The following is a 17,189-nucleotide window of genomic DNA, read 5'->3' on the forward strand; positions in this document are numbered from 1 at the left end:
CTTGGCCTTGCGGCACGTTGGCGCAGGGACAGGGCGCAGTCATACGCAAAGCGGCCATGTGTGTCACGCAAGCCTTGCGGAGCAAGGATCCCGCGTCTCCCGGAACGGTCCGGCCGGAGGTGCGGCGGTTTGCACCGGTTACAATCCGGTTAATCCATTGTTCACCACGCGGCGAAAGACTCCTGCGCAGTGAAAGCCGTAGGGCGTGGCGAGGGCGGCGGCATGAGCGTTTCGGACGAGGTCGAGCAGTTCATCAGCCGCGTGCGGCGCATGGCGCGGTCGTCCTCGCTGTACGTCGTCGTCAACGTCAGCTACAGCGCCTTCCCCTTCATCCGCCAGGACCGCCAACTGCTGCGCATCCAGCTCAACGGCACGCAGGAACTGGCCGAGCATTTCGGCGCCGAGTTCTGGCCGATGCTCGGTATGGACGCCTTCGTGGTGTTTCCGGAGGCGCAGTTCCGCAAGGTGCCGGAGTTCCTCGACCGCGTCACCGCCAACTTCTTTCCCGACCGCGTGAAGGGCGACCTGGACTTCGGCCAGCTGGTGCAGAGCTTCAACGTGCCCGGCGGCTACGGCGACCTGCGCCGGCGCGCCAACGATTACCTGGAGGCCGCCGCTGCCCGCGCCTCGGCCAATCCCTGCGCCGCCGCACCGGCGCCCCCCACGCCGGCCGAGGCGCTGGCCGAACTGGAAGGCCCGTTGAGCGCGCGCGTGGTCGGCCGGCTGGAGGACGCGGTGGAGGACCTGGACATCGGCCGCTACCTGCGCAGCCAGACCGTCTACCGGGCCGACGCCGACGGCTCGTGGCAACCGTTCTACTGCGAGTACTTCACCGGCATGGAGGATCTGCACCGGGACAACTTCCCCAAGGTGCAGCTCGGCGGCCGGCGGCGGATGTTCCACGAGTTCTGCCAGTGCCTGGACGAGAAGATGCTGAGCGGCCTGTCGGTGCACCAGGCCGAGGCCGCCAACGACCGGAACATCGGCATCAACCTCGGCATCAAGTCGGTGTCCGCCCCGCTGCTGTCGACGCTGGGCCGCGCCACCGCGCGCATCGCCCGCAGCGCCGTGGTGGTGGAGCTGGACGTGCTGATGCTGCTGGAGGACGTCGCCGCCAGCCGGCGCGCCACCGCGCTGCTGCGCGAGGCCGGCCACCGCATCGCCGTGGACGGCGTGACGCTCGACCTGCTGGGCTATATCTGCCCGGAGCGCTTCGACGCCGACTTCTTCAAGGTGCACGTGGCCCGCGACCGCCTCGGCTCGCTGAGCGACCCGGAGAGCCTGGGGGCGCTGCGCCGCCTCGGCCGCGACCGGGTCATCTTCAGCCGTTGCGACCACGAAATGGCCGTGACGGTGGGCCGCGCCATCGGCTGCGACAAGTTCCAGGGCCGCCTCATCGACCAGTTGGCCGGGGTGACCGCCCAGTGATGCCGTGGCTCACCCCCCCGCCGCCGCGCGCCGCCGCTTGCGGCGCCCGGCGGCCATGAGGTTCAGCGCCTCGACCAGCGCCGAGAAGGCGATGGCGAAGTACAGGTAGCCCTTGGGGATGTGGAAGCCCAGGCCATCGGCCACCAGCGCCACGCCGACCAGCAGCAGGAACGACAGCGCCAGCATCTTCACCGTGGTGTGCCGGTTGACGAAGTCACCGACCGGGCCGGAGGCGAACAGCATCACCGCCATGGCGATGACCACCGCGGCGACCATAACCGGCAGGTAGTCGGACATGCCGACCGCAGTGATGACGCTGTCCAGCGAGAAGACGATGTCGAGGAACATGATCTGGATCACCACGCCGGTGAAGGTGGCGACGGCCCTGGCCACGCCCTCCTCCTCGTGCCCCTCGACGGTGTGGTGGATCTCCATGGTGCCCTTGGCGAGCAGGAACAGGCCGCCGCCGATCAGGATCAGGTCGCGCCCCGACACCGCAAGGGAGCCGACGGAGAACAAGGGCTGCGTCAGCGTCGCCACCCAGGCGATGGACGCCAGCAGCAGCAGCCGGGTGATCAGCGCCAGCGCCAGACCGACCTTGCGTGCCTTCTCCTGCTGGTGCGCCGGCAGCTTGGCCGCCATGATCGAGATGAAGATGATGTTGTCGATGCCGAGGACGATCTCCAGTGCCGTCAGGGTCAGCAGGCTGGCCCAGGCGTCGGGATCGGAGAGCAGGTCGAGCATGGCGGCAATTCGTTTCGCTGTGCGTCCGCGAAGGGCGTTGCCGGCCTAGATGTGGTCGCCGCCCATTCCATGCAATAGCCCAGGCAACGCTGCTTGCGCCGTTCAGGGGCCCGGCCACATACGGAAGCACGAAGACGCACCCAATTCGTCATCCCCGCGAAGGCGGGGATCCAGCGTAAGCAGCAACAGCGGCGATATGAGTCATGAGGCTCGCGGACGCGAGCACTGGATCCCCGCCTTCGCGGGGATGACGGTGAAGAAGGCTCACTCCTCCACCTTCAGCCGCTCCAGCGCGCGGCGGTCGCGCTTGCTTGGCCGGCCGGCGCTCTGCGGCCGGCCGGGGACGTCCATGGCGGTCTCCGGGGCGGGTGGCGACAGGTCCTCGTAGAGGGTGCGCGCCTCCTCCGCCGGGCCGCGGCGGCTGCCTGGCGCCAGCACCTTGACGACGCGGATGTGCCGGCCCTGCGGGAAGGTCAGCACGTCGCCGGGCTTCACCGCGTAATGCGCCTTGGTCACCAGCGAGCCCGAACACCGCACCACGCCGCCGTTGCAGACCTTGGCGGCGAGGCTGCGCGTCTTGAAGAACCGCGCGAACCATAGCCACTTGTCGATGCGCAGCCGGCCGCCGCCGGGATCGGGTTGGCCGTCATCGAAATCGTCGTCGTGGTCTGTGGTCATCCGGCACCGTGCAGTTGGCGGAGCTTGGCGAAGGGATGGTCGGCGTTGGCGGCCGGCGCCTTCTTCTTCGGGTGGCGCGGCGCGTCGGGGTGCCTGGAGCGGCGGCGGCGCCACGTCACCGCGCCATCCTCCGCCACCGAACGCGTGTAGCCCAACCCGGCGAGAACCGCCAGCAGGTCCTCGGCGCCGACGCCGATGATCTGCGCCAGCGCCGGTTCCGCCACCGGTGTCGCTTCGCCCTTGCTCTGCTTCATCATTTCGACTTCGAGACGGTCGAGCATATCGACGCGCACCGCCCGCGGCCCGGCGGCCGGGTAGCCGATGGCCTCCCAGAAGGCCGGCGGCGCGCCCTCGGCGGCCACCGACACGCGGCCGGGCGGCGGCGTCGGGGCGGGCAGCGCGCGGCCCTCGTGCACGGTCCACAGCAGCGCGCGCAGCCCCACCGCGGCGGGCTTGGCCAGCGCCGGCAGGTACAGGTGGGTGACGCCCAGGCGTACGCCGAGCTTATGGAACGCCTTGCGATCCTCGCGCGACAGCCCTTCGACCATCGCCGCCACCGGCTTGCGCGCCAGCACGCCCAGCCCTTCCATCAGCTGGAACGCCAGACCGCGCGCCGGTCCCGACAGCCCGTCGGCGTCGCGCAGCCGCAGCAGCGGCTTCAGCGTCGCGGCGACGTGGCCGCGCATCCAGGCCTCCAGCCGGGCGCGCACGCGGTCGCTCTGCGCCTGGTCGAGCAGCGCCTCGGCGTTGGGCACGACCGCCGGCGCCAGCACCGACGGCCCGGCGCCCAGCCGCGCCACGGCGATCCCCCGCCAGGACAGAACGCCGTCCTCGCCCAGCGCAAACGCCTCGTCCGGTTCGTTCTCCAGCGCGCGGACACGGTTGGCGATCTCGTCGCGCAGCGCCCGCCGGGCGGCGGTCAGCAGCGCCCGCGCCTCGTCGGAGCGGTCCGGCGCGTCGGGGATGAAGCGGAAGCCCTCCAGTTGGCCGACCGCGTGCCCCTCCACCACCACCTCGCCGTCGGCGCGGACGCCGCCCATCAGCGCCCGCCCGTCCGCCAGCGTCCGCACCAGCGTCGCCGAGCGGCGGTCGATGAAGCGCTGGGTCAGACGCTCGTGCAGGGCGTCGGACAGCTTATCCTCGATGACGCGGGTGCGCTCCTGCCAGTGCACCGGGTCCTTCAACCACGCCGGGCGGTTGGAGATGTAGGTCCAGGTGCGGATGTGGGCGATGCGCGCCACCAGCGCGTCGATGTCGCCCTCGGTGCGGTCGAGGCGGGCCACCTGCTTGGCCACCCAGTCCTCGTCCAGCCGCCCGACCGGCGCGCGCAGGTAGCGGAAGATCTGGCCGAGCAGCCGCGTGTGCGCGTCCGACAGCACCTTGCGGAAGTCCGGGACCTGGCAGACCTCCCAGAGGAGCTGCACCGCCGGCTTCCCCTTGACCAGCGCCATCACCTCCGGGTCGCGCGCCAGCGCCTGCAATGCCAAGTGGTCGTCGGCGTCGCGGGTGCGGATCAGCTCGGGGATCGGCGGGCGCGCCTCCAGCGACTGCAGCAGGAAGCCCGGCGTCTCGAAGCGCAGCGTCGAGTTGCGCCAGCTCAGCGCCTTCAGGGTGTCGAACTCGTGGTTCTCGACGCGGTCGATCAACTCGGGCTCCAGCTCGCCGACCTCGTCGGTGGTGCCGAAGGTGCCGTCGCGCATGTGGCGGCCGGCGCGCCCGGCGATCTGCCCGACCTCCGGCGCCCGCAGGCGGCGCGGCGCGAAGCCGTCGAACTTCACGATGCGGGCGAAGGCGACGTGGTCGACGTCCATGTTCAGGCCCATGCCGATGGCGTCGGTCGCCACCAGATAATCCACCTCGCCGGCCTGGTAGAGCCCGACCTGGGCGTTGCGGGTGCGCGGGCTCAGGGCGCCGAGCACCACCGCGGTGCCGCCGCGCTGGCGGCGGATCAGCTCGGCCATGGCATAGACGTCGGTGGCCGAGAACGCCACCACGGCCGAGCGCGGCGGCAGCCGGGTCAGCTTCTTGTAGCCGGAGTAGGTCAGCTGCGAGAAGCGCGGCCGGGTGATGAACTCGGCGCGCGGCACCAGCTTGCGGATCAGCGGCTGGATGGTGTCGGAGCCGAGGACCATCGTCTCCACCAGACCGCGCGCGTTCAAGAGCCGGTCGGTGAAGATGTGCCCGCGCTCCGGGTCGGCGCACAGCTGGATCTCGTCCACCGCCAGGAAATCGACGGCGCGGTCGAGCGGCATCGATTCGACGGTGCAGACCCAGTAGTCAGGATGCGGGGGGAGGATCTTCTCCTCGCCGGTGACGAGCGCGACCTTGGCCTTGCCCTTGATGCCGACGATGCGCTCGTAGTTCTCGCGCGCCAGCAGCCGCAGCGGGAAACCGATCATTCCCGTGCGGTGACCGAGCATGCGCTCGATCGCGAGGTGGGTCTTGCCGGTGTTGGTCGGTCCGAGGACGGCGACCACCCGGCCCCCCACCCCCGACGGGTCGTAGCGGGCCTCTACCATGGCTCTAAGCATTGGGGTTGGCGGCCTATGATTGCAAGCGTAAGGGAAGCCGTGTCCCGCATCGCCCTTCCCTGCATCGCCCCAATCATCGCCGATGGACCGCAGCCGCAGGACGCGCTCTACTGAACGTCTGCACAGACCAACCCAACCGGGAGGCCCCATGTTCCGCTCCGCCACGCTGGCAGCCGTCGTCGCCCTTGCCCTCTCGGGCCCGGCCTGGGCGCAGTCGGCATCGGCCATCAGCGCCGATGGGGCCGCCGCCATCCGCGCCGCCATCGCCAAGGGCCTGAAGCAGACCTTCCCCGACTCCGAGGACGAGGGCGTCGAGGTCTTCTTCGACGGCGAACCGACCGTCACCCCGGCCGGCGACCATTACGAGGTCGCGCTGCCGCCGCTCACCATCTCCGGCGAGGACGCGAGCCTGGACGTCGGCGTCATCAGGCTGAACGTGGTGCCGAAGGCCGACGCCACCTACGCGGTGGAGGTGACGCTGCCGTCGCGCATGGAACTGACCGACGAGGAGGACAAGCCCTCGGTCCTCACCATCGGCAAGCAGCGCTTCACCGGCGTGTGGAACACGGCGGTGGAGAACTTCGTCTCCGCCGACATCGCCTACGGCGACATCGCGCTGGTGCCGCCGAAGAACCAGGGCGCGCTGCGCATCGGCTCGCTGACCGCGACGCAGGACATGCGGCAAGACGGCGGCCCCAACATCTGGAGCGGCCCGGTGGCCGGCGCCATCAGCGACGTGACGCTGTCGGACAAGAAGGCGACGCTGCTGAAGATCGGTTCGGTGACCATGGAGGCCAACTACGGTCGCATGGACCTGGGCAAGGTGGGCCAGCTGAAGGCGTTGGCCACCAAGCACGCCGCCGCCGGCACCGAACCGCCGGCCGCGCAGTTCCTGCCGCTGCTGGGCGGTATCCTCGGCGACGCCACCATGCGCCTGCGCGTCAGCAACGTCGCCGCCGGCGACGCCGAGGGCCGGGTCGCCTTCGACTTCGCCGGGCTGCAGTTCGGCATCACCGACATGGACCGCGCCGCCTCCACCCTCAGCTTCGGGTTCCAGGGCGACGGCCTGAAGATCGAGCCGCTGCCCGGCCCGCAGCAGTTCATGCCGCAGCGCTTCGACGTCCAGGTCTCGCTGGCCAAGCTGCCCAACGCCGCCATCGGCCAGGCGGTGACCGCCATGGCGGCGCTGGAGGAGCAGCAGCGCGCCAAGCCCAGCGTCAAGAAGAAGGGGGCCGGGGAGAGCAAGAACGAGGCGCGCGACGCGCTGATGGCGGTGACCGGCACCATGCTGACCGAGGCCGCCACCAACGCCGGCACCGAGCTGCGGCTGGACAAGCTGACGCTCGACACGCCCGCCGCCTCCGGCTCGGTCACCGGCGCCCTGCGCATGCTGTCCAAGGCGGCGATGGGCGCCGTGGGCGGTGCCGAGGTGATCCTGCGCGGCCTGGATTCCGCGGCCGAGGCGCTGAAGCCGAAGCCCGGCGCCCAGCCGGACCCCGGCACCCAGGAGACGCTGGGCATGATCGCCATGCTCCAGGCCATGGGCCAGCAGGGCAAGGACGAGGCCGGCAAGGACATCCGCACCTACAAGTTCGAGCTGACCGAAGGCGGACAGGTGCTGCTGAACGGTGCCGACATGAGCGCCATGATGGGCATGGGCGCCGCGGCTCCCGAGCCGGCACCGGAGGCGAAGCCGAAGGGCGGCAAGAAGAACTGAGCGACGGCCTTGCACGCCGGCCGGGAATCCCACACATATCCGGCCGGATCGGCCCGGCGCTCCTCCAGCCCGAACCCTTTCCAACCGTCATCCCCGCGAAGGCGGGGATCCATACGTTCCACAGCCACGCGCTTTGGGAATTATGGATCCCCGCCTCTCGCGCAAACCTTCGGTTTGCGCTGGCGACAGGTGAATGCTTGCAGCATTCACCGAAAGCCTTCGCGGGGATGACGGTACAGGAGGGGCGCCCGGGACGCCGATCCACGTGAACCCGTCCGACCAACAATAAAGAACCAAGGTGAACCCGATGACCGAGGAACGGCTCAATTTCCAGGCCGAGGTCAGCCGCCTGCTCGACATCGTCGCGCACTCGCTCTACAGCGAGAAGGAAGTCTTCCTGCGCGAGCTCGTCTCCAACGCCTCCGACGCCTGCGACCGGCTGCGCTACGCCGCGCTGACGCAGCCCGAGCTGTCGGCCGACGACCCCAATCTGAAGGTCCGGCTGATCGCCGACAAGGAGGCGCGCACCCTCACCATCGCCGACAACGGCGTCGGCATGAACCGCGAGGACCTGGTGGAGAACCTGGGCACCATCGCGCGCTCCGGCACCGCCGCCTTCATGCGCCAGCTGACCGGCGATTCGAAGAAGGACGTCAGCCTGATCGGCCAGTTCGGCGTCGGCTTCTACTCCGCCTTCATGGTGGCCGAGAAGGTCGAGGTGCTGACCCGCAGAGCCGGCGAGGCGCAGGGTTGGCGCTGGGTCTCCGACGGCAAGGGCGAGTTCACCATCGGCGAGGCGGACAACGTGGCGCGCGGCGCCCGCGTGACCCTGCACCTGCGCGAGGGCGACGACGAGTACCTGGAGGAGCACCGCCTGCGCGCCATCGTGCGCAAGTACTCCGACCACATCGCCATCCCGATCCTCTTCGGCGAGGGCGAGGACGCCGCGGCGTTGAACAGCGCGTCCGCCCTGTGGATGCGCTCGAAGAACGAGATCACGCCGGAGCAGTACAAGGAGTTCTACCACCACGTCGGGCACGGCTTCGACGACCCGTGGCTGACCATCCATTGGCGGGCGGAGGGCGCCATCGAGTACACCAACCTGCTGTACGTCCCGGCGACCCGCCCCTTCGACCTGTTCGACCCGAAGCGCGCCCACCGGGTGAAGCTGTACGTCAAGCGCGTGTTCATCACCGAGGGCGCGGAAGGCCTGCTGCCGCCCTACCTGCGCTTCCTCAAGGGTGTCGTCGACACCGAGGACCTGCCGCTGAACATCAGCCGCGAGATGCTGCAGCACAACCCGATGCTGGCGAAGATCCGCGCCGGCATCACGCGCCGCGTGCTCGGCGAGCTGTCCAGGAAGGCCAAGGACGAGGAGGCCGCGGCCGAGTACCAGACCTTCTGGGAGAACTTCGGCGCCGTCCTCAAGGAAGGCCTGTACGAGGACTACGAGCACCGCGACGAGCTGCTGAAGCTGCTGCGCTTCCGCTCCACCAACGGCGACGGGCTGGTCTCGCTGGAGGACTACCTCGGCCGCATGAAGGAGGGGCAGGACGCCATCTACACCATCTCCGGCGACGACGTGGACACCCTGCTCAGGAGCCCGCAGCTCGAGGGATTCCGCGCCAAGGGGGTGGAGGTGCTGCTGCTCACCGACCCGGTGGACGAGTTCTGGGTGCCGGCGGTCGGCCAGTTCAAGGACAAGGCGTTCAAGTCGGTCACCCGCGGCGGCGCCGACCTCGGCAGGATCCAGGGCGGCGAGGACAAGCCGGAGGCCGAGAAGCCGCCCGAGGGCGACGTCGCCAGCCTGATCGCGCTGTTCAAGCTGACGCTGGCCGAGGCGGTGAAGGACGTCCGCCCGTCCGAGCGCCTGACCGACAGCCCGGTCTGCCTCGTCGCCGACGAGACCGACATGGACCTGCACCTGGAGCGCCTGCTGAAGCAGCACAAGCAGCTCGGCGCCGGCGAGTCCAAGCGCATCCTGGAGCTGAATCCCGGCCACCCGCTGATCAAGCGCCTGGTCGACCGCGCCCGGACCGCCGGCGCGTCCGACCAGGATCTCGCCGAGGTGGCGTGGCTGCTGCTCGACCAGGCGCGCATCGTCGAGGGCGAGGCCCTGCCCGACCCGGTCGCCTTCGCCAGGCGGCTGTCGTCGATGATGGCGAAGGGGTTGGCCTGACGCACGTGCGCGTTTGCCGTGAATAACTAGTGATGCTATATTCGGAGGTGGCCGGTGGGTGGGCCAACACCCACCGGCTGACTCCTAGCGCCTCGTGCGACGGATCCGGCGGATCGTGATCAGCCAGTCCTTCCACAAGAGCACCAGGAGAAACGGCATCCTTCGCATGCCTCTTACCTCCTTGAATGCGGCGGGTGGACCATCCACCCGCCGTCTTCCGTTTTAGCGCGACTTTCCGGCATCCGCATACGGTCGCGTGCATGGCGCGACGGTTTTTCGCGCGAATCCCCTAGAACTCCCCCTTTGGAACGCTTCGCCTCCGCACTATCTTTCTTGGGTCAGCCCCGGAAAGTGGAACCTATGCCTTCGCGGATCGAAGACCTCTGCGCCCAGAAGGGCCTCAAGATGACGGACCAGCGCCGGGTGATCTCCCGCGTGCTATCGGAGTCCACCGACCATCCCGACGTGGAGGAGGTGCACCGCCGCGCCGTCGTCATCGACCCGCGCATCTCCATCGCCACCGTGTACCGCACCATGCGCCTGTTCGAGGATGCCCAGGTCATCGAGCGGCTGGACTTCGGCGACGGCCGCGCGCGCTATGAAGAGAAGCGCGACGAGCACCACGACCACCTCATCAACCTGCAGACCGGCGAGGTGGTGGAATTCACCAGCGAGGAACTGGAGCAGTTGAAGTCCACCATCGCCCGCAAACTGGGGTACGAACTGGTCGGCCACCGCCTGGAGCTCTACGGCGTTCCACTCGGTCGCCAGACGGTCTCGCAAGACAACTCCTGATAGAACGGGATTATCCCTAGGGATTCGCCGGTCGCGCCGTCCGGAGTCGGCCGGAGCCTTGGAAACCCTTGCGGAGTGCGCCGCCCGCGGGACTGTGCGTGGCGTCCTCCGCGGTCTAGGTTCAGAATCGACCGCAAAAGCAGGGACTCCGGGCAGCCTATGGATCACCGCGACGACCCCCTTCTGGCGCCGATCCTCGCGCGCCTGGACCGCATCCACGATACCGCCGAGGCCCGTTTCGCGGCGTTCGACGAGCGTCTGCGCCGTCTGGAGCGGGAATGCGGCGAAATCATCAACCTGCTGGTCTCCATCAAGGCCAGCCTCGACTGCACCGTCGACGAACTGATCGAGGAGGCGGAGGAGGACGACGAGGACGAGGACGGCGAGTCCGAGACCGTCTGGCACTTCATTCATTGAGGACGCCATTCCGGCTGCGATCTGCTACACACGCGTCATGCGGACGGAAGCCCCCACCCTCGACCGGCCTGCCGTCGGGCAGCACCCCGGCGTCGCCTTCTTCGACTTCGACGGCACGCTGGTGCACGGCGACACCCTGCCCATGTTCATCGCCGAGGTGATCGGCCGCCGCCGCACGCAGCTGGCCTTCGCCGACGCCATACGCTCCGCCGGGCACCGCCACCTGCGCGGCCGCGGGCCGGGGGTGGACTTCCGCGGCTCGATCAAGGCGATCCTGCTGAAGCGCACGCTGCGCGGCCTGCCGCTGGCCGACGCGCACGCCGCGGCCGAGCGGCTGTCGGCCAAGCTGCGCTGGCACCCGCCCACCGTGCAGGCCCTGCGCGAGCACCGCCGCGCCGGCCGCCGCGTGGTGGTCGCCACCGGCGCGCTCGACGTCTACATGCCGTTCCTGCTGCGGGACGAGGCGGTGGACGACCTCCTCGCCACCGGCATGGAGGTGCAGGACGGCCGCCTGACCGGCCGCCTCGCCACCGGCAACTGCGTGCGCATCGACAAGGCCGACCGCGTGCGCGCCTGGCTGGCCGCCAACGGCCCGGCCAGCGAGACCTGGGGCTATGGCAACCGCCCCAGCGACCTGCCCATGCTGGCGCTGCTCGACCGCAAGATCGTCGTCCGCATCCCTTAACGGCTTCTTTACGCCTTTCCGCCAATAATGTATTACCTTGGTCAGGTATCGCCGTCCTGGCCATATGACGTGAGGCGGAGGCTTGGCCGTGTTCAGCATCGACGTGCAGATCGGGAAGGCTTCTCCAGCGCGGCTGGCCGTGGTCGCCGACGACGATCTGGAGCAGCGCGCCGCCGTCACCCGCCAGTTGGAAGCGCTGGGCTTCACCGTGGCGCAGGCCAGCGACGGCTACGAGGCGCTGTCGATCATCGGCGAGCGCGAGCCCGGCATCGCCCTGCTGCGCCGCCACGCGGAGTCCGACGACGGGGAGCGTGCCGCGGCGCTGGCCCGCATGCTGTACCCGCGCACCCGCATCATCATGACCGCCGGCCCGGCCGATGTCCGGACCGACGACGACGCCTTCACCGTGCTGAGCCTGCCGGCCGACGCCCGCGGGCTCGACCGCTGCCTGCTCGAAGCGGCGTAAGGGCACCTACCCCCCGTCGCGCACCCGGTCCCACACGCCGGTTCCGACGCCGCGCTCGCGCAGCTTGGCCTTCTGCACCTTGGCGGTCGGCGTCTTCGGCAACGCCTCGACGATCTGCACGTAGCGCGGCTGGGCATAGCGCGGCAGCTCGCGCGCGGCGTGGCGGACGACGGCCTCCGGGGTCAGCGCCGCCCCCGGGGACGGCACCACGGCCAGCATGATGTCCTCCTCCATGCCCGCCCCTTCCGAGGGCACGCCGTAGGCCGCCACCTCCTCCACCCCCTCCAGCCGGGATACCGCCGTCTCGACCTCGTAGGAGGAGACGTTCTCGCCGCGCCGGCGGATGCAGTCCTTGATGCGGTCGACGAAGGTGAGGTAGCCGTCCTCCCCCATCACCGCGGCGTCGCCGGTGTGGAACCACAGGTTCCGCCACGCCTCGACCGTCTTGTCGGGCATGCGGTGGTAGCCGGTCATGAAGCCGAACGCCGCCTTGGGGCGCACCATCACCTCGCCGACGTGGCCCGGCGGCACCGGGACGTCGGTGACCGGGTCGCGGATCTCCACCTCGAAATAGCGGCCGTAGAGCCGGCCGCAGGTGCCGGGGCGCGGGTTGCCCATCTCGCAGTACAACGGGATGTTCACCTCCGTCATGCCGTACAGGCCGATGACGTCGCGGATGCCGAATCGCTCGCGCAGCACCGCCTCGGTCGCGGCCGGGTTCGGCGCGGCGCCGACCAGGCGCAGCCGGTGCTCTCGGTCGTAAGGGCGCGGCGGCTGCGCCACCACGAAGGCGGTGACCGCGCCCAGGCTGTTGGTCACCGTGCAGCCATAACGGCGGACGTCGGAGATCCAGGCCGAGGCGCTGAACCGCTCGCGCAGCACCGCGTCGCAGCCGGCGATCATGGTGGCGAACAGCTGCATGAACAGCCCGTTGGCGTGGAACAACGGCAGGCAGACGTAGAAACGGTCCGCCTCGGTCATCGCGTAGTTGTCGATGGAGCCCAGCCCGAACAGGAAGGCGTGCCCGTGCGGCATCAGCACGCCCTTGGACGGCCCGGTGGTGCCGGAGGTGTACATCACGCAGTGCGTGTCGCCCGCCCGCGGCATCGGCCCCTCGTAGGGCCCGGCGCCACGCCAGCCCTCCAGCGCCACCAGTGCGAACGGGAAGCCGGTGGGTGCCACGGCGGTGCCGACGCTCAGCACCGTCTTCAGCGCGGTGAGCCGCGGCCCCAGCTCGGCGAAGCGGTCGAGCAGCGTCTGGTCGGCGATGGCGAGTCTCGCTCCCGCGTTCTCCAGCTGGTGCTCCAGGAAGGATCCCTTGAGGTCGGTGTTGAGCGCCACCAGCACCGCGCCCAGCCGCGCCAACCCCAGCCACACCCGCACGAAGTCGAGCCCATTGGGCAGCATCACCGCCACCATGTCGCCCGGCTTGACGCCGAGCGAGGAGAGGAACCCGGCGACCCGCGCCGCCTCGTCCTGCGCCTGGGTGTAGGTCAGCGCCGGCCCGTCCACCATGGTGACAAATGGCCGATCGCCGCGCGCCGCAGCCTGATACGCCAGCACCTCCGGCACGACCCAGCGCGCCTCGTCGCGCAGATGGGGATACATGCGACGCCCTCCCTGACCCCGGTTCTTATCTCATTGAAATGGAAGGGTAGCGGGGCGGTCGGGGCCGGGGCAAGTCATAGGGTGCCGCTCAGGGGGCTGCTCAGGCTTCCACCTCGACCGTCATCCCCAGCTCCAGTTCCAGGTCGCGGTCCGCGCGGCCACGGTTGACGGCGATCTCCACCAGACCGTTGGAGTTTGCGTACCAGAACGCCTCGCCTTCCGCGGCGGCACCGAAGGTGTGGGCGTGGCGCAGTTCGTAGCCGTTGGCGATCAGCAGCGCCGACTCCGGCACGCCGCCGGCGCGCAGCCCGGTCATGGCGTTGCCGTAGACGTCCACGTAGACGATCCGCGCCAGATCATCCGGCCAGTCCGGCCGGGCGATCTCGTCCTGGCTCAGCGGCGTCGCCAGCGGCGCGCGGCCCAGCGCCGCCCGCGCCGCAACGGGGGCGAACAGGTCGCGGCCGTGGAAGGTGTTCGACAACCGCGGCGGGCGCCAGTCGACGGCGGCGGCCTTGAAGTCCACCGCGCGTCGGCGCACCAGCTCGAACAGGCCGTTGTCCGGGCCGAAGAAGGTGCGGCCGTCGGCCTGCACCCACAGCGGCTTGCGCCCGGTGCCGACGCCGGGATCGACGACGCAGACGAACACCGTGCCGGCCGGGAACTCCGGCGCGTAGGCGGCCAGCAGGTAGGCCGAGAGCTGCGGGTCGAAGGCCGGGGCGTCGGCGAACAGGTCGATCACCGGCACACCCGGCGCCTCGCGCAGGAGCGCCGCCTTGACCTGCCCGGTGTACGGCCCGGAGAGCCCGAAATCGGTGAACAGCACGATCATGGTCGGCAATATAGCTCAGGGGCCGCCGGCCTGTAAGTCGGAGCCGTGCCGCGGCATCCTCGGCCGTGTGCCGGGGCAGCGACGGCTCGCGGCGGCGGTGGTGCAATCCGGCAATTCCCTTGGACGTTGACGGGCTCTAGAATCGACCCGGCCTTCTCCGGAGATCCCCATGTCCCCTGCCGCCCGTCGAGGCCTGCTGATCGCCGTCGCGCTGGTCCTGCTGATGGCCGATCTGGTGCACGATCTGCTGCATTTCTTCGGCTATCCGATCCATGGAGCCTTGAGTGCGCCCTGGACGGCGCTGCTGGAGATGACGGGGCCGCTTGCCGCGGCGCTGCTGCTGACCACGCTCGCCCTCCGGGAAACCGGCGCCGCCGGGCGCGCCCGCGCCGCCGCACAGGAGGCGGAGGAGCGCGCCACCGCCGCCCACCACCGCCTGACCGAGACGGCTGAGGCGATGGCGCAGAAATCCACCCTGCTGGAGGCGACCTTCGCCGCCATGACCCAGGGCATCGTGGTGTGGAGCGCCGACGGCCGCCTGCTGACCTGGAATCGCCGGTACGAGGCGCTGCTCGACCTGCCGCCGGACTTCCTGACGACCGGTCTGCACGCCGACGAGTTCCTGCGGCGGATGGCGCTGGAGGGCGAGTTCGGCGCCGGCGATCTGGACGATCTGGTGGCGCAACGCCACGCCCTCGTCGCGCTCGACGGCCGGTTCGAGCGCACGCGCCCGAACGGCATGGTGCTGGAGATCCTGATCAGCCATCTGGACGATGGCGCGCTGCTGATGACCTACACGGACATCACCGCCCCCCGCCAGGTCGAAGCGGCGCTGCGCGAGAGCGAGGAGCGCTTCCGCCAGCTTTCGGACGCCGCCACGGATTGCATCATCGTTCACGAGGACGGCACCATCGTCGACATCAACCGCGCCGCGCTGGCCATGACCGGCTACAGCGCGGAGGAGCTGATCGGCCGCCCGATCATCACCCTGGTGGCCCCCGAGGACCATGGCAAGGGCCTGAAGCGGATGGCCGACCGCAGCCAGACCCGCTTTGAGATCACCGGCCTGCGCGCCGACGGCTCGCGCTACGTCGTCGGCGGCGAGACGCGCTATGTTCCCTACCGCGGACGCACGGTGGCCATCGTCTCGGTGCACGACATCACCGCCTACCGCGACGCCGAGGCGCAGCTGCGCCGCGCCAAGGAGCAGGCGGAGCAGGCCAGCCAGGCCAAGTCCGACTTCCTGCGCATGATCAGCCACGAGATCCGCACGCCGCTGAACGGCGTGCTGGGCATGATCGGCGTGCTGCTGGACGGCCACCTCAGCGAGCAGCAGCGCACCTACGCGGCGACCGCCCGCGAGTCGGGCGAGGCGCTGCTGGCGATCCTCAACGACATCCTCGACCTGTCGAAGATGGAGGCCGGCAAGCTGGAGCTGGAGCCCGCCGGCTTCGACCTCGTCGAGCTGGTGGAGGGCACCATGGAGCTGCTGTCGCCGCGCGCCGCCGCCAAGGGCATCGGCCTCGCCGCAGCGGTGCCGGCGACGTTGCCCGCGGCGCTGCGCGGCGATGCCGGCCGGCTGCGGCAGGTGCTGCTGAACCTCGCCGGCAACGCCGTGAAGTTCACCGAGGACGGCGGCGTCGCCGTTACCGTCGCCTCCGAGGGCCTCGACGGCCAGGGCCGCGAGCGCGTGCGCTTCGAGGTGACCGACACCGGCGTCGGCATCCCGCCCGACGCGCACCCCCACCTGTTCGAGGAGTTCACCCAGGCCGCCCCGATCCTGTCGCGGCGCTACGGCGGCACCGGTCTGGGCCTCGCCATCTCGCGTCGGCTGGTCGACCTGATGGGCGGCAGCATCGGCTTCGACAGCGCGCCCGGCCACGGCAGCCGCTTCTGGTTCACCGTGCCGCTGGAACCGCAGCCCGGCGGCGCCCTCCCCGCCGCACCACCGCTGGCCGGCCGGCGGGTGCTGCTGGTGGCCCCCTGCCCGCTCAACCGCGCGACGCTGCGCCTGCAGATCGCCTCCTGGGGTGCGGAGGTGGCAGAGGCGCCGGACGCCGCCGCCGCCCTGCGCGCCGGCCCGGTCGACGTCGCACTCCTCGATACCGTCGCCAACGGCGCCGCGGCCCTGGCCGACGCCCTGCGCGAGGCTGGCGCCAAGCGCGTCGTGCTGCTCGCCGAGGTCGGGCCGGCGCCCCACCGCGCCCCGCCGGGGATCGACGCCACGCTGGTCAAGCCGCCGCGGCAGGCCCGCCTGCTCGCTGCGCTGGACGGCAACGCCGCGCCCCCCGAACCGGCCCTGCCCGCCGCGCGCCCGGCGCCGCGCCCCAACGGCCGCCGCCTGCTGCTGGTGGAGGACAGCCCGACCAACCAGATGGTCGCCACCGCCTTCCTGAAGGCCGCCGGCTACCGCATCGACGTCGCCGCCAACGGGCTGGAAGGGGTGGAGGCGGTGCGCACCGTGCCCTACGATCTGGTGCTGATGGACATCGCCATGCCGGAGATGGACGGGCTGAGCGCCACCCGGACAATCCGCGCGCTGCCACCACCGGCCGGCGCGCGGCCGATCATCGCCATGACCGCCGACACCATGGAGGGCGACCGCGAGCGCTGCCTCGCCGCCGGCATGAACGACCACGTCGGCAAGCCGGTGGACCGCGCCCGCCTGCTCGAGGTGGTCGAGCGCTGGCTGCCCCCCGAACCGGTGGCGCCCTCCGCCGACGCGGAGGACGGACCGGCGCCCGATACGCTGGACGACGAGGTGCTGGCGCAGCTCGCCCGCGACCTCGATCCCGAGCTGCTGGCTGACGTCATCCGCCAGTTCCTGGAGGAAACGCGCGAGCGCGTCGAACGCATCGCCGGGGCGGAGGCCGACGCCACGGCCCTGGCGCAGGAGGCCCATACGCTGAAGAGCACCGCCGCCACCTTCGGCGCCCAGCGCCTGTCGGCCGCCGCGCGCGAGCTGGAGATGGCCTGCCGCGGCCACGCCACGGCGGAGATCCGCACCCTGCGCCGCCAGATCCCCCGTCTCACCCGCGAGGCGGCGGAGGCGTACCGGGTGCGGGGGGTGGTGGGATAATCAAAGGCCCCTCTCCCTTGCGGTGAGGGGCTT

The 17,189-nt window shown here is 70.5% G+C and carries 13 protein-coding genes; 8 read left to right on the forward strand and 5 right to left on the reverse strand.

Features of this window, described 5'->3' with window-relative positions; translation table 11 throughout:
* The first annotated feature begins 222 nt into the window (after positions 1-222).
* Positions 223-1,428 (forward strand): hypothetical protein, encoded by a 1,206-nt coding sequence (locus TSO221_RS12585; RefSeq protein WP_109118843.1) that lies wholly within the window; start codon positions 223-225, stop codon positions 1,426-1,428.
* Between the two features lie 9 nt (positions 1,429-1,437).
* Here TSO221_RS12585 and TSO221_RS12590 read toward each other — a convergent pair whose 3' ends face one another.
* The 3 genes from TSO221_RS12590 to TSO221_RS12600 all read right to left on the reverse strand — a co-directional run bounded on the left by TSO221_RS12590 (position 1,438) and on the right by TSO221_RS12600 (position 5,369).
* A complete protein-coding gene (locus TSO221_RS12590) occupies positions 1,438-2,172 on the reverse strand; it encodes a TerC family protein (protein ID WP_109118844.1) in 735 nt (244 codons plus the stop codon).
* 264 nt (positions 2,173-2,436) lie between these two features.
* Positions 2,437-2,850 carry an RNA-binding S4 domain-containing protein gene (locus tag TSO221_RS12595; RefSeq protein ID WP_109118845.1) on the reverse strand — a complete coding sequence of 138 codons (414 nt, stop codon included), beginning with the start codon at positions 2,848-2,850 and terminating at the stop codon, positions 2,437-2,439.
* On the reverse strand, positions 2,847-5,369 hold the full coding sequence (locus TSO221_RS12600; protein WP_247878026.1) for a helicase-related protein: 2,523 nt from the start codon (positions 5,367-5,369) through the stop codon (positions 2,847-2,849). The genes TSO221_RS12595 and TSO221_RS12600 overlap by 4 nt, the downstream gene beginning before the upstream one ends.
* A 160-nt stretch (positions 5,370-5,529) precedes the next feature.
* Here TSO221_RS12600 and TSO221_RS12605 point away from each other — a divergent pair, with 160 nt between their 5' ends.
* From TSO221_RS12605 to TSO221_RS12630, 6 genes are all read left to right on the forward strand, one after another.
* A complete protein-coding gene (locus tag TSO221_RS12605; protein WP_109118847.1) occupies positions 5,530-7,098 on the forward strand; it encodes a hypothetical protein in 1,569 nt (522 codons plus the stop codon).
* A 307-nt stretch (positions 7,099-7,405) separates the two neighbouring features.
* The gene (gene htpG / locus TSO221_RS12610; protein WP_109118848.1) at positions 7,406-9,277 is read left to right on the forward strand and encodes a molecular chaperone HtpG; all 1,872 of its coding nucleotides are present in this window, start codon (positions 7,406-7,408) and stop codon (positions 9,275-9,277) included.
* Between the two features lie 360 nt (positions 9,278-9,637).
* A complete protein-coding gene (locus TSO221_RS12615; RefSeq protein ID WP_109118849.1) occupies positions 9,638-10,072 on the forward strand; it encodes a Fur family transcriptional regulator in 435 nt (144 codons plus the stop codon).
* A gap of 159 nt (positions 10,073-10,231) precedes the next feature.
* A complete protein-coding gene (locus TSO221_RS12620; RefSeq protein WP_109118850.1) occupies positions 10,232-10,489 on the forward strand; it encodes a hypothetical protein in 258 nt (85 codons plus the stop codon).
* 37 nt (positions 10,490-10,526) lie between these two features.
* A complete protein-coding gene (locus tag TSO221_RS12625) occupies positions 10,527-11,174 on the forward strand; it encodes an HAD family hydrolase (RefSeq protein WP_109118851.1) in 648 nt (215 codons plus the stop codon).
* Between the two features lie 88 nt (positions 11,175-11,262).
* The gene (locus TSO221_RS12630; protein WP_247878027.1) at positions 11,263-11,640 is read left to right on the forward strand and encodes a response regulator; all 378 of its coding nucleotides are present in this window, start codon (positions 11,263-11,265) and stop codon (positions 11,638-11,640) included.
* A gap of 6 nt (positions 11,641-11,646) precedes the next feature.
* Here the strand turns inward: TSO221_RS12630 and TSO221_RS12635 are convergent, their stop codons facing one another.
* Both TSO221_RS12635 and TSO221_RS12640 read right to left on the reverse strand, forming a co-directional pair.
* Positions 11,647-13,248 carry an AMP-binding protein gene (locus TSO221_RS12635; RefSeq protein ID WP_109118853.1) on the reverse strand — a complete coding sequence of 534 codons (1,602 nt, stop codon included), beginning with the start codon at positions 13,246-13,248 and terminating at the stop codon, positions 11,647-11,649.
* Between the two features lie 100 nt (positions 13,249-13,348).
* Positions 13,349-14,077: an SAM-dependent chlorinase/fluorinase gene (locus tag TSO221_RS12640; protein ID WP_109118854.1), complete on the reverse strand. Its 729-nt coding sequence runs from the start codon at positions 14,075-14,077 to the stop codon at positions 13,349-13,351.
* A gap of 169 nt (positions 14,078-14,246) precedes the next feature.
* On the opposite strand from TSO221_RS12640, the gene TSO221_RS12645 reads away from it, so the two are divergent.
* A complete protein-coding gene (locus tag TSO221_RS12645) occupies positions 14,247-17,156 on the forward strand; it encodes an ATP-binding protein (protein WP_109118855.1) in 2,910 nt (969 codons plus the stop codon).
* Positions 17,157-17,189: the final 33 nt, after the last annotated feature.

Source organism: Azospirillum sp. TSO22-1 (genome assembly GCF_003116015.1).
Classification (GTDB): domain Bacteria; phylum Pseudomonadota; class Alphaproteobacteria; order Azospirillales; family Azospirillaceae; genus Azospirillum.